General features: G+C 71.5%; 10 protein-coding genes. 7 read left to right on the top strand and 3 right to left on the bottom strand.

Annotation, left to right across the window (positions count from 1 at the left end):
• The first annotated feature begins 14 nt into the window (after positions 1-14).
• Positions 15-1,394, top strand: a complete 1,380-nt coding sequence (locus tag AB0J55_RS39065; RefSeq protein WP_364260793.1) for a CHAP domain-containing protein — start codon at positions 15-17, stop codon at positions 1,392-1,394.
• Between the two features lie 61 nt (positions 1,395-1,455).
• On the opposite strand, the gene AB0J55_RS39060 is transcribed toward AB0J55_RS39065, so the two are convergent.
• Entirely contained in the window at positions 1,456-3,102 is a 1,647-nt protein-coding gene (locus AB0J55_RS39060; RefSeq protein WP_364260790.1) for a DNA repair helicase XPB, read from the bottom strand.
• 88 nt (positions 3,103-3,190) lie between these two features.
• Between AB0J55_RS39060 and AB0J55_RS39055 the strand changes: the two genes are divergently transcribed.
• Positions 3,191-3,811 carry a hypothetical protein gene (locus AB0J55_RS39055; RefSeq protein ID WP_364260787.1) on the top strand — a complete coding sequence of 207 codons (621 nt, stop codon included), beginning with the start codon at positions 3,191-3,193 and terminating at the stop codon, positions 3,809-3,811.
• Here AB0J55_RS39055 and AB0J55_RS39050 read toward each other — a convergent pair.
• A complete protein-coding gene (locus AB0J55_RS39050) occupies positions 3,808-5,190 on the bottom strand; it encodes an FAD-dependent oxidoreductase (protein WP_364260784.1) in 1,383 nt (460 codons plus the stop codon). The two genes, AB0J55_RS39055 and AB0J55_RS39050, sit on opposite strands and share 4 nt — an antisense overlap.
• A 58-nt stretch (positions 5,191-5,248) precedes the next feature.
• Positions 5,249-6,214: an ABC transporter substrate-binding protein gene (locus AB0J55_RS39045; RefSeq protein ID WP_364260781.1), complete on the bottom strand. Its 966-nt coding sequence runs from the start codon at positions 6,212-6,214 to the stop codon at positions 5,249-5,251.
• Between the two features lie 187 nt (positions 6,215-6,401).
• Between AB0J55_RS39045 and AB0J55_RS39040 the strand changes: the two genes are divergently transcribed.
• From AB0J55_RS39040 to AB0J55_RS39020, 5 genes are all read left to right on the top strand, one after another.
• Positions 6,402-9,296 carry a nitrate- and nitrite sensing domain-containing protein gene (locus AB0J55_RS39040; protein WP_364260777.1) on the top strand — a complete coding sequence of 965 codons (2,895 nt, stop codon included), beginning with the start codon at positions 6,402-6,404 and terminating at the stop codon, positions 9,294-9,296.
• Between the two features lie 13 nt (positions 9,297-9,309).
• Positions 9,310-9,987, top strand: coding sequence for a copper homeostasis protein CutC (locus AB0J55_RS39035; protein ID WP_364260774.1), 678 nt, complete (start codon positions 9,310-9,312; stop codon positions 9,985-9,987).
• Between the two features lie 418 nt (positions 9,988-10,405).
• A complete protein-coding gene (locus AB0J55_RS39030) occupies positions 10,406-10,618 on the top strand; it encodes a hypothetical protein (RefSeq protein ID WP_003085407.1) in 213 nt (70 codons plus the stop codon).
• A gap of 44 nt (positions 10,619-10,662) precedes the next feature.
• The gene (locus tag AB0J55_RS39025; protein WP_364260771.1) at positions 10,663-11,634 is read left to right on the top strand and encodes a hypothetical protein; all 972 of its coding nucleotides are present in this window, start codon (positions 10,663-10,665) and stop codon (positions 11,632-11,634) included.
• Between the two features lie 159 nt (positions 11,635-11,793).
• Positions 11,794-13,443 carry a S53 family serine peptidase gene (locus AB0J55_RS39020; protein ID WP_364260768.1) on the top strand — a complete coding sequence of 550 codons (1,650 nt, stop codon included), beginning with the start codon at positions 11,794-11,796 and terminating at the stop codon, positions 13,441-13,443.
• Positions 13,444-13,510 lie beyond the last annotated feature (67 nt).

Raw genomic sequence — 13,510 nt, 5'->3', positions numbered from 1 at the left:
CGAAGGAGAACGTCATGTCGCTCAAGCGCGCCACCACGACCGTCCTCGCCACCGCCGTCCTCGCCCTGCTGGGCGCCGTTCCCGCCGACGCCGATTCGCGGACCGACGTCCGCGACCTCGCCGCCGCCAACCTGCACAAGCAGACCTGCAGCACGAACAGCCTCGGCGGGGTCGGGTTCATGGACAGCTGCCGGATGCAGTGGGCGTGGTGCGCCGACTTCGTCAGATGGGTGTGGGGCAACCGGAACCTCAACACCGACCGGCTGACGGCGGCCGCGGGCAGCTTCTACCTGTACGGCCAGCAGAAGGGCACGCTGCACACCGACCCCGGTTACGTGCCGCAGGTCGGGGACGCGGTCGTCTTCCGCTACCAGGGCAACGGCTACGCCGAGCACGTCGCGATGGTCGACACGGTCAACGCCGACGGCACCATCCGCACGATCAACGGCAACTGGGGCAACGGCGGCCCCGGCACCACCAGCGTCGAGTACTTCACCGGGCCCGGCCGGGTCGGCCAGTCCATCGCCGGCCAGCCGATCTCGGCGTTCGTCAGCCCGGTCGGCCTGACCGATCCCGCGAAGCCGGTCACCCCGCGCCTGGGCGTGCTGTTCAAGGACAGCTCGGTGCAGGTGAAGGAAGGCAACCTCTACGCGGGCTGGACCGCCGTGCACGGCGGCGGCATCGTCAAGTCCGAGGTGCACGGTGACATGGTCGGCGTGCTCACCGCCGGCGGAGACCTCTACGTCAAGCAGGGCAACCTGTACCAGGAGTGGGTCCTGCAGGCGAACAACGTCAAGGACTTCGCGCTGGAGTCGGCGGCCGGCCGCATCGGCGTGCTGCGCACCGACGGCACGGTCGCGGTCAAGGAAGGCGGCCTGCAGGGCGGCTGGGTCGAGGAAACCAACAACGCCAAGGAAGTCGAGCTCTCGGGCGACTACATCGCCGTCGTCGACAACAACGGCGCGGTGTTCGCCAAGCAGGGCAACCTGTACGCGGGCTGGGTCGGCGAGCTGTCCGGCGGCGCCGACGTCGAGCTGGACGCGAGCACCGGCCGGATCGCGGTGGTGCGCACCGACGGTTCGCTGACGGTCAAGGAGGGCGGCCTGTACGGCACCTGGGTCGAGCAGGCCTCGGGCGTGAAGCAGGTCGACCTGTCCGGCGACTACCTGGGTGTGGTGTTCGCCGACGGCCTCGCCTCGGTCAAGCAGGGCAACCTGTACGCGGGCTGGATCAACCAGCTCTCCGGCGCGGCCAAGATCGAGGTCGACGCCCCGACGGGCCGGGTGGGCGCGCTGCGCACGGACGGTTCCCTGACGGTGAAGGACGGCGGCCCGTACGGCGCCTGGGTCGAGCAGACCGGCGGGGCCGGGGATTTCCAGCTGACGGACTACTGACCGGCCGGGGGTGAGGTGCGGGCCACGCCGAGGGGGCGTGGCCCGCACCTGTGCTGCCGGGTCAGAGCGGCCGGAGCAGGTCGTCCGCGTCCACGATGTGGTACGCGTACCCCTGCTCCGCCAGGAACCGCTGCCGGTGCGCCGCGTACTCCGTGTCCACCGTGTCGCGCGAGACGATCGAGTAGAAGTGCGCCTGCCTGCCGTCGCCCTTGGGACGCAGGAGCCGGCCGAGGCGCTGGGCCTCCTCCTGCCGCGAGCCGAACGTGCCCGAGATCTGGATCGCCACCGACGCCTCGGGCAGGTCGATCGAGAAGTTCGCCACCTTCGACACCACGAGCGTCCGGATCTCGCCGCGGCGGAACTTGTCGAACAGCTCCTCGCGCTCCTTGTTGCGGGTCGCGCCCTGGATCACCGGGGCGTCGAGCTCGTCGCCGAGCATCTCCAGCTGGTCCAGGTACGCGCCGATGACCAGCGTCGGCTCGCCCGCGTGCTTGGCCACGATCGACTTGATCACCGGCGTCTTCGTCATCGCCGTCGCCGCCAGCTTGTACCGCTCGTCGGCCTCGGCCGTCGCGTACTCGAGGCGTTCGGCGTCGGTCAGCGTGACGCGGACCTCGGTGCACTCCGCCGGGGCGATCCAGCCCTGCGCCTCGATGTCGCGCCACGGGACGTCGTAGCGCTTCGGCCCGATCAGCGAGAACACGTCGCCCTCACGGCCGTCCTCGCGGACCAGCGTCGCGGTCAGGCCGAGCCGGCGGCGGGACTGCAGGTCCGCCGTCATCCGGAACACCGGCGCCGGCAGCAGGTGGACCTCGTCGTAGACGACCAGGCCCCAGTCGCGGGAGTCGAACAGCTCCAGGTGCTTGTACTCGCCCTTGGTCTTGCGCGTGATCACCTGGTAGGTGGCGATGGTGACCGGCCGGATCTCCTTCTTCTCCCCGGAGTACTCGCCGATCTCCTCCTCGGTCAGCGACGTCCGCGCGATCAGCTCGCGCTTCCACTGCCGGCCGGCGACCGTGTTCGTCACCAGGATCAAGGTCGTGGCCTCGGCCTTGGCCATCGCCGCCGCGCCGACCATCGTCTTCCCGGCGCCGCACGGCAGCACGACGACGCCCGAGCCGCCCGCCCAGAACGCCTCCGCCGCCTGACGCTGGTAGTCGCGCAGCTGCCAGTCGCTCTCGTCGAGGGCGATCGGGTGCGCTTCGCCGTCGACGTACCCGGCGAGGTCCTCGGCCGGCCAGCCGACCTTCAGCAGCGCCTGCTTCAGCCGCCCGCGCTCCGACGGGTGCACGATGACCGTGTCCTCGTCGATCCGGGCGCCGAGCATCGGGCTGATCTTCTTGTTCCGGACGACCTCGGCCAGCACCGCGCGGTCGGTGGTCGACATCACCAGCCCGTGCGCCGGGTGGTTGGCGATCTGCAGCCGCCCGAACCGGCCCATCACGTCGACGACGTCGATCAGCAGCGGCTGCGGCACCGGGAACCGCGAGTACGTCGTCAGCGCGTCGACGACCTGCTCGGCGTCGTGGCCCGCGGCGCGCGCGTTCCACAACGCCAGCGGCGTGATCCGGTAGGTGTGCACGTGCTCCGGCGCCCGTTCCAGCTCCGCGAACGGCGCGATCGCGATGCGCGCGTCATCGGCCTGGGGGTGGTCGACCTCCAGGAGCACGGTCTTGTCGGACTGGACGATCAGCGGGCCATCAGTCACAACTACTGTTATACGTGCCTCGCTCCGGCCCGCTCCCGTCGCGGGTCCGCCGGTGGCCGAGGTGCCGAGGGGATCACTGGGAGGCACGTTGACCACACCACCGTTCGACGACAACCCGTTCCGGTCGCCGGACTACGCGGCACCACCGCCGCCGATGCCGCCGGCGCCGGGGCACCAGCCGATCCCGCACTGGTTCACCACGAAGGTGAAGATCACGCTGATCGCGTGCGTCGTCGCGGCGCTGGGCCTGGGTTCGCTGGGCGCGCTGGGCATCTCCTGGGCCATCCGCAGCGGCCCGCCGTCGGAAGGCGACTGCCTGTACTTGACGCGCGAAGCCGCCGGCAAGCTCGCCTACCACCGCGTCGGTTGCACCGCGGTCGACGCGACCTACCAGGTCGACCGGTCCTACAGCAGCACCCTGACCTGTCCCTCCGACGGCTACGTGCGGTTCCGGACCTCGGCCGGTTCCGGCGCCGGGCGGACCCTCTGCCTCGCCCTGAACGTCCGCACCGGCGACTGCCTCCGCGACGTCGACGACGAGGCCACGATCGCCAAGGTGAGCTGCACCGACCCGGCGGCGAAGGAACGCGCCCAGGTGGTCGACGGCTACAGCCACGGGGAGGCCTGCGAAAACGCCGACGACGTGCGGGTCTACTACGGTCCGCCGGCCCGCGTGGTGTGCCTGCTGCCGCCGGGCGAGAACATCTAGCCGAACCACCTGGTCAGCGCGGCCGGGTCGACGGCGTACCCGTCCGGCCGGACGAGCAGCAGCCGCCCGCGGTACTCCCCGGCGGTGGCCGCGCGCACGATGTCGACCTGGCCGGTGAACCCGGGCGGCGTCGCGTGGTCGCCGAGGTCGAGCAGCAGCCCGCGGCCGCCGTGCAGCAACGCCGAGAGCCGCGTGGGCCCGGCCGCCGTCGTCAGGTCCAGGTCGGGGACGCGGTGGGCGCCGGGGTAGTCCAGGCCGAGGCCGGACAGCAGCCCGCTGAAGTAGCGGTTCGCGTCGGGCAGCCGCATGAGGTCGACGACGATCTCGCGCAGGGCCTCGACGTTCTCGCTGCGCCCCGGGGCGGTGAACACGCGCTGCGCCGCCGTGTGCCGCAGGACGCGCGCGGCGGCCGGGTGGCGTTCGGCGTGGTAGGTGTCCAGCAGCCCGGCCGGCGCGGTGCCGCGGACCGTCGCGGCCAGCTTCCAGCCGAGGTTCATCGCGTCCTGGACACCCAGGTTGAGCCCCTGGCCGCCGAGCGGCGGGTGGATGTGCGCGGCGTCGCCGGCGAACAGGACCCGGCCGTGCCGGTACTGCGTCAGCTGCCGCGTCGAGTCGTTGAACCGCGAAGCGCCGTACACCTCGCCCAGGCGCGTCTCGGCGCCGTACAGGGCCGTCAGCGCTTCGGTGACTTCGGTGTCCGACACGGGTGCGTCACGCCCCGGCTGGTCCGCTGTGGTCCCGAAGACGAACCGGTGGCCGCCGTCGTCGAGCGGGGTGAGCATCGACCAGTAGCCCTCGACCTGCCGCGTGACCTGGCTGAAGTGCGCGGCTCGTGCCGGGACCAGGTCGGACGCGGCGGCGAGGCGGATGTGCGCGAGGGTGGCGACGTAGGTCTCCGTGCGGCCGGGGAACGGCACGCCGAGCAGCCGCCGGACGGTGCTGTGCGCGCCGTCGCAGGCCACCAGCCACCGCGCCCGGAGCCCGTCGACCGTGACGCCGTCCGCGTCGGTGCCGACCGAGGTCACCTCGTGCCCCCGCCGCAGCACGGCCCCCTGCTTCACCGCGTGCGCGGCCAGCATCGCCTCGACGTCGTCCTGCGTCCGGTTGAGCACCCGCGGGTGCCGGGTCTGCCAGACGCCGTGGTCGAGCGCCACGGGCAACCCGGCGAAGTGCCCGCTCGGCCCGTCGATCACCTGGTCGGCCGGGCTCAGGCCACGCAGGTCCAGGAGCTCGGCGGTGCGGGGCTGCAGGCCGACCGGCCGCGGCAGGCCCGGCCCCGCACGGCGGTCGAGCACGGTCACGGAAACCCCGGCCAGGGCGAGTTCGGCGGCCAGCATCAGCCCGGTGGGGCCGGCTCCGGCGATCAGGACGTCGGTCATTGAGCACTCCTCAAGTAGACTGAGTGCAAAAGTAGACCAGGTGCAAGTTTGGCGGTAGCTAATATCCGGCTTTGCCGGGGAGCAGGCCCTGGACGTCGAGCCGGTTGTCCAGCAGGCCGGAGTTGTGCATCAGGTCGGCGACGCGCTGCAGCCGGATGCCGTTGAGCGACGCCGGGTACGACCCCAGCGAGATCAGCGCGGCCGTCGTCGTGTCGATGTCGGAGAACTTCGGCAGCGCGTCGCGCACGATCGCCGGGTCCGTCGCGCTCTGCTGGGCCGCGCCGAGCGCGGTGCGGAACGCCGAGAGCGTCCGCGGGTTGGCCTGCGCGAACGGCTTGGCCGCCGCGTAGCCGGACAGCGGGAAGTCGAGCGTCGAGCCGCGGGCGCCGTCGGCGAGGATGTGCGCGCCGAGGTCCTTCTCGGCGCGGGTGATGTACGGCTCGATCATCAGCGCCGCGTCCGCGTCGCCCGCCTGCAGCGCCTGCGGCATCCGGTCGAACGGCACCGCCTGGAACTTGATCTTGCTCTCGTCGACGCCCGCGGTGCCCAGCACCGAACGCGCGACGAGCGAACCGACGTCGTCGAGGGTGTTCACCGCGATCTTGGGCGCCCGCTTCGCCGTCGGCACGGTGTAGTCCGAGTCGGGCAGCGTGACCAGCGCCATCGTGTTCGGGCCGGACGTGTACGCCTCGCCCTGCAGCTGCAACGCCGTCCCGCCGGCCGCGGCGCGGAACATCGCGATGTCCGAGGCGAAGGTGACGTCGAGGTCGCCGGAGGTCAGCTTCGCGAGCCCGTCGTCGGCGCCGAGCTCGACGAGCCGCACGGTCAGCCCCGCGGACCCGAACTTGCCGGCCGCGACGGCGATCCGCAGCGGGGCCGTGTCGATGGCGTTGCCCACACCGACGCGCAGGGTGGTCCGTTCCAGCGGGGGCGGGGCGGTCGCGGAGCCGGACGAGAACACGCTGCAGCCCGCGGTCGCCAGGAGCGCCGCTACCAGCGGAATCATCGGTCCGCGTCTGTTCATGAACCTTCACCTACCGCGAGAATCTGGTTCTCGTGCTGGATCGTATGGTCCGCGCCCCATACGATCGCGGGCAGGGCCGTATCGTGCCAGCGCGGCTTTCGGATCTTCATGGGGCGGGCTACCGTTCAGTAGGTTCGAGGTGTCGTTCGATCCGCGGGTTCCCGCCCGCGGCGGAAAAGGAAACCAGGTGACCCGTCGCGACAAGCGTCCCCGCAAGGGCGGCGACGCGGCGGATCCGCGTCCGGCGGGCGGCCGCTGGCGGCTGCGGAACTGGCGTCTCGGCACGAAGCTCTTCGCCGTCCTCCTCATCCCGGCACTGGCCGTGATCGCGCTCGTCGGCCTGCGGATCAGTTCCGATCTGAGAGACGCCCGGCAGCTCGCCGAGTTCGCCACGCGTGGCCGGGTCGACAGCACGGTCGCCGAAGCCTTGCACGAGCTGCAACGCGAGCGCGACCTCACCGTCCGGTTCGTCGCGCAGAACCGGCAGGGCGACACCACCGAGCTCACCGCCCAGCGCAACCGCGTTGACCAGGCCATCGGCGCCTTCGAGCGGACGCTGGCCGAAAGCCGGCCGCGGCTCGACGCGAAGGCCGCGGAAAGCCTGCAGCAGACCGACGACCGGCTGCGCGTGCTCGGTGGCCTGCGGTTTTCCGCGGAGCATTCGGCGTTCCCCGCCGACGCCGTGCTGCGCTCCTACAGCGAGCTGATCTCCGGCCTGCTCGACATCAGCGACTCCGCCGCCGCCGACGTCTCCGACCCCGAACTCGCGCGGATGCGGCTGGCGGGCAACGCGCTGGCCCGGATCAAGGACCAGATGTCGGTCAAGCGCGCGGTGATGGCCGAAGCGCTCGCCGAGGGAACCCTCAACCGCGACCGCACGCGCGCGCTGCTCGGCGCCGAAGCCGAGCTCGCCGCCGCGCGCAGCGACTACCGCACCTTCGCCACCCCCGACCAGCAGCGGATGTTCGACGACACGGTGATCGGCCTGGTCGTCGACATCGGCAACGACATGGTCGAATCCGCGCTCACCCGCACCGAAAACGGCCAGAACCTCTCGGGTCTGGACCCGAACCAGTGGGACACCTCGGCGACCCACACGGTCAACCTCGCCCACCAGGTGCAGCAGGCGCTGCTGGTCCAGTTGCAGGAACGCACGGACACGCTGGCGGCCCAGGCCCGCACGGCCGCGCTCTGGGACGGCGGCGTGGTGCTCGGCGTCCTGCTCGTCGCGGGCGTGCTGTCGGTGGTCATCGCGCGCTCCCTGTTGCGGCCCTTGCGGATCCTGCGCCGGACGGCACTGGAGGTCGCCGAGCACCGGCTGCCCGCGGCCGTGCAGAACCTGCTCACCGATCCCGAACCGGCGCCGGAGAACCTGCGGAAACGGCTCGCCGTCGCGCCCGTGCCGGTGTTCACCCGCGAAGAGCTCGGGCAGGTGGCGCGCGCGTTCGACGCGGTGCACGGCGAGGCCGTCCGGCTCGCCGGCGAACAGGCGATGCTGCGCGAGAACGTCAACGCGATGTTCGTCAACCTCTCGCAGCGCAGCCAGGACCTCGTCGAACGGCAGCTGTCGGTACTCGACCGGATGGAGGCCGACGAGCAGGACCCGGACACCCTCGCCGGGCTGTTCGAACTCGACCACCTCGCGACGCGGATGCGGCGCAACAGCGAAAACCTGCTGGTCCTCTCCGGCCAAGACTCGGCGCGTGAGGACGCCGGCCCGGTCGCGGCCGACGAGATCATCGGCGCCGCGCTGTCGGAGGTCGAGCACTACCAGCGCATCGAACTCGGCCCGGCGCCGCAGGTCGCGGTCCGCGGCGAGGCGGTCAACGACCTCGTGCACGTCGTTTCGGAGCTGCTGGAGAACGCGACCCGCTACTCCGGCGACTCGCCGGTCACCGTCGCCAGCGCCGAAACCCACGACGGCGACTGGCAGATCGAGATCATCGACCACGGCGCCGGCATGCCGCAGGCCGAGATCGACCGCACCAACGAGCGGCTGGCGCACCCGCCGGACGTCGACGTCGAGGTGTCACGGCGGATGGGCCTGTTCGTCGTCGCGACGCTGGCCACGCGCCACCACATCGACGTCAGCCTCAGCGCGGGCGCGGAATCCGGGCTGGTCGCGACCGTGCTGGTGCCCGCCGCGCTGATCGTCGAGCTGCCGCCGATGCCCGCCCCGCCCCCGCCGGCCGAGCCGCCCGCGGCCCCGGAACCCGAGCTGCTGGCGCCGCTCGCGCCGCTGACCTCGCCGGAACCCGAACCGGAGCCGGAGCCGGAAGAGCTGTCGCCGCCGTCGATCGAGGCCGGCCCGCCGCGCCGCGCGCCGGTGGTGGCCCGCGACCACGCGCCGGAGTGGCCGACCGTGGACGCCGAGGCCCACCTGGACCTCGACGCCCCGACCGAGCGGATGCCCGCCTACCGCGACGTCCTGTCCCGCTGGTTCGACGCCTCCGCCGCGCCCGAGCAGCCGCGCAAGCCGGCGGAGCCGCGCCCGGTCGCCGAGCAGGCGCGCCCGGCCGGGCCGCTGCCGCGGCACGCGCTCGCCCCGCAGTCGCCGGTCCACGATCCCGAGCCGGCTTCGGCCTTGCCGCCGCCGCCCTCGCCGCCGGGCCACGATCGCGAGCCGGCCTCGGCCTCGCCGGCGCTGTCCTCGCCGCCGGTCCGCGAACCCCAGCCGGCTCCGCCACCACCCCCGCCGCCGATCCGCCGGCCCGAACCCGCGGCGGCCCCGCCGCCGCTGCTGCCACGGGACGGCGCGGCTGCACCCCTTTCGCGTGAAACCGGCGGGGTGAACCCGGACGACGAGGACACCGAACCGCGGCTGACCCCGGTCGCTCCGCCGCCCGCACCCGAGCCTTCGTACGAATGGCCCACCCCGGCCGAGCTGGAGCAGGAGGACGGCGCGGAGGACACCTGGCCGTTCCTGCAGACCGTCGATTCCGCGGCTGGCCCGGGAGCGGTGCCGGAGCAGCGGCCGATACTCTCTCTTTCCCCGGAAGCGGTGCGCGAGCGGATGACGAGCCTTCAAGGCGGCTTCCGGCGAGGGCGTCATGCGAGGGGAGACGACACCCGGAACCAGTGAAACGGATTGAGGCATGAGCTCGAAGACGCCCCTGCTGGAAGTGATCGCGCTGGACGCGGCGGACGCCGAAGGTGCGCAGGCGGGCGGGGCCGACCGCCTCGAACTGGTTGCGGACATGGCGCAGGACGGCCTGACGCCGTCGGTGGAAACCCTGCGTGACGTGCTCTCGGCGACCGACCTGCCGGTGCGGGTCATGTTGCGGGACAACGGTTCCTTCGCCGTCGGCGACCTCGAAGGGCTGCGCGCGGACACCGCCCGGCTGATCGACGCCGGTGCGCGCGAGTTCGTCTTCGGCTTCCTCAACGTCGACAGCGAGATCGACCTCGACGCCTGCGAAGCGCTGATCAAGGAGGTCGACGGCCTGCCCTGGACGTTCCACCGCGCCATCGACCGCACCCGCGACCCGGTGCGCGCGTACGACCAGCTGGCGGCCCTCGGGTGCGACACCGTGCTGGCCGCCGGCCACCCGAACGGCGTCGCCAGCGGGCTTTCCGTGCTGCAGCGGCTCGCGCAGCGCGAGAGCGGGCCGGAACTGCTCGTCGGCGGCGGCCTGCGTGCCCAGCAGGTCCACCTCCTGCGCGCGGGCGGCGTGCGCGGGTTCCACGTCGGGAGCGCGGTGCGGCCGGGCGGCTGGCAGGCCCCGGTCGACGCCGGCACCGTGCGGACCTGGGTCGAGCTCGTCAAGGACTGACCGAAGCCGCGGTATTCCGTGACATCGGCGGAGTAAATCGATTTCCGCCGATGTTTTCGCGTGCCCGCGGCACGTTCGATCCGGCGCGACGAAATTGCATCCGCCCGGTGCAGAGTCGTGACCGGAACCGCGCGTGCGGCTGCACAGGCGATTCCAGGTATGACCTGGTTGGTGGCTGATTTCGGGGCGATCGGCTGGCTACGGTTGTCCCGCATTTCGTGATCAGGGCGATCTTCAGCAATCGATCTGCAAGTGCAGGAGGCGGCGCCGTGTGCGCGCGTATTCAGTTCGAGAACTCGTTGCGAGGACAGCAGGAAGCCAGGAGTTCGGCCATCCGGCGGCTTTCTGTCGCCTGGGAGTGGCTGATTCCCCGCGGATATCGCCCGAACGTCTCAGCGGCAAGCCGGAAGGCGGAATCGTGACCGGCACGATACCGCGGCAACGCGGAACCGAAACCTCCGAAGACGAATTCGCGAAACTGGGGCTCGGCGGCTCACTGGCCCTGACCGGGCTGCTGGCCGTCGTCAAGATCGCGGAAACCGCCACGGGCGTGGTGCTGACCGCCACCGGGGTGCTGCCCGGTGCCAGTCCCTCGAAGGAGCGGGCTCCGGCCTGGCCCGGCGGGGAATGAGCGGAGCTGCCCGATCGGCAGCTCTCTACGGACGGAGGGCTGCCATGACCGGCAGTGGAGGACGGGACGAACGGCAGGGCGCGCGGGTGGGCCTCGCCGACGTGCGCCGGCTCGAAGACGTCGTCGCCGAGCTGAGGGCGCTGGACTACCGCTACGGCGGTGGCTCGTGCCGGGTGGCCGTGGAGTCGCGGTTGCCCGCCGCGGTGGCCCTGCTGGACGGCGTGACGAAGGCCGTGGTCCAGGCGCGGCTCTACACCGCCGTCGCCGACCTGTTCAACCTGGCCGGCTGGACGAACTTCGACCAGGACCGCCCGGCCGCCGCGCTGGAGGCGTTCGCGCGGGCGCTGGAACTGGCGGTCGAGGCCGGGAACGACGACCTGCAGGCCAACATCCGGTACCGCATCGGACGGCTGCACCTGCACTACGGCGCCGTCGACGCGGCTCTGGTGGAGTTCGCGCGGGGCCGGGAGGCGGCGTTGCTGGCCCACTCGAAGCTCGCCCAGGCGATCCTGTCGGCCAACCAGGCGTGGGCGCACGCCAAGAAGGCCGACGTCACCGGCGCGCTGACCTACCTGCGCCGCGCCCGCGAGGAGTTCGTCGAGGCGGCGGGACGCGAACCGTCGCCGTGGGCCGCGTTCTTCGGGCCGGCGGACATGGCGGCGATGGTCGGCACGGTGCACGGGGAGCTGGCCCAGGTGGTCGACATCCGCCACGGCCGCGACGGTATCCCCGCCCTCGCCGCGGCGATCGAGGGGTACCCGCGCAGCATGACGCGCAGCCGCTCGCTGACGCTGATCTGGCTGGCCACCGTGCACGCGCTGGACGGTGACCTCGACGTCGCCGCCACCGTCGGCGAGGAGGCGGTCGAGCTGGCCGGTGCGCTGCGGTCGCCGCGGGTGCGGCAGCGGCTGCACCCGCTTTCGGAGGCCGCCGGCCGGTTCTCCGGCAACGCGGACGCGCAGGAGATCGTGGACCGCATCGACGATCTCCGGCATTCTCCGACGATAATCGAATGATCATCAAAAAGTAAACAGTTCGAAAAAACGAAAATGGGATCCGCCGAAGCTCAGACAAAAGTAGGTTCTCGGCGTGATCGCGTCTTCTTATGCTTCTCGGCAACCTGCGGCGAACATTCCGCGCAGGCCCGGTCCCCACCGCCGAGAGGAAATCCCCCCATGCGCTTGCGCAAGCTCGTCGCGGCCGCCGTGCCGCTGCCGGCGTTGCTCGGCCTCGCCGTGGCCGTCCCGGCCGCCGCCGCGCCGGAACCCCTGGTCACGCTGGCCGACAACGCCGCGCCGCTGGTCAACAGCGACCGCACCGGCGACGTCGCGGCCGACCGGCCGATCACCGCGGCGCTCTCCTTGAAACTGCACAACCAGCAGGCGCTGGAAAAGTTCCTCGCCGACGTCCAGAACCCCGCATCACCGCAATACCACCACTTCCTGACTCCGGCGCAGTTCAATGCCGAGTTCGGCCCGACCCAGGCCGATGTCGACAAGGTCGTCTCATTCCTCGGGAAAGCGGGTGCCACCGGGATCGAGGTTTCCGGGAACCGTCAGGCGGTCACGTTCACCGGCTCGGCGGCGCGGCTGGAATCGGCGTTCCGCACCCGGATCGGGACCTACCACGACAAGGTGTCCGGACGCGACTTCTTCGCCAACGACGCCGCGCCGGCGGTGCCCGCGAGCGTGTCGGACGTCGTGGGCAACGTCGTCGGCCTCGACAACCACGCGGTCCGGACGCATGCGTCGAAGCCGCTCGCCCAGCCGAACATCGTCAAGTCCGTGACGCCGCCGGTGCTCAAGACGGCCTACGGCACCAGCGGCCTGTCGGCGACGGGCCGCGGCGTGAACGTCGGGTTCGTCGAGTTCGACGGCTACCAGAAGTCCAACATCACCAAGTACGACAGCACGTACGGCCTGTCGGCGGGTTCGGTGACGACGGTCGGCGTCAGCGGCGCGAACTACGACTCCTCCCCGGGCGACGGCCAGATCGAGGTCGAACTCGACATCGAGGTCGTGCACGCCCTCGCGGCGGCGGCCAACGACTACGTGTACGAGGCGCCGAACTCGAGCGCGGGCGAACTGGTGATGTACCAGAAGATCGCCTCGGACGCGACGGTCGACGTCGTCTCGATCTCCTGGGGCGCCTGCGAATCCGCCGAAGGTTCGAGCGCGGCGAAGAGCGTCAGCAGCGCGATCGCCACGGGCACGGCGGAGGGTATTTCCTACTTCGCGGCGGCAGGCGACGACGGCACGACGGACTGCTACCGCCAGACCGGTTCGACGGCCCGCGGCGTGGACTTCCCGGCCTCGAGCCCGAACGTGACGGGCGTGGGCGGCACGAAGCTGACGGTGACGTCGGCGAACGGCTACAGCAGCGAAACGACGTGGAACGACGGCAACAGCGGCGGTTCGACGGGCGGCGGCATCTCGACGGTGTTCACGGCGCCTTCGTGGCAGTCCTCGCAGAGCACGACGTACCGCAAGGTCCCGGACGTCTCGGCGGACGCGTCCCCGACGTCGGGGTACTACATCTACAGCGCGGGAAGCTGGGGAACGGTGGGCGGAACCTCGGGCGCGGCCCCGCTGTGGGCGGCGTTCGCGACGCTGCAGAACCAGGTGCACGGAGCGGCGCTGGGCAACCTGAACCCGAAGTTCTACTCGATCGGGAACGGGACGTCGTACGGAACGGGCTTCCACGACGTGACGACGGGCAACAACACGCTGCACGGGACGACCGGGTTCAGTGCAGGGACCGGGTATGACCAGGTCACGGGCTGGGGTTCGTTCAAGGGAAGCGGCCTGTCCGGCCTGATCGGCTGAGGATGGCGGGGCCGTAGCGGATTCGCTACGGCCCCGTCGGCCGTTTTTGTCGGTGCCCGGTGACAGA

The sequence above is a fragment of the Amycolatopsis sp. NPDC049688 genome (genome assembly GCF_040674975.1).
In the GTDB taxonomy this organism is placed as follows: domain Bacteria; phylum Actinomycetota; class Actinomycetes; order Mycobacteriales; family Pseudonocardiaceae; genus Amycolatopsis.
The sequence above is the reverse complement of the archived record's forward strand: the minus strand, read 5'-3'. Positions and strand labels throughout refer to the sequence as shown.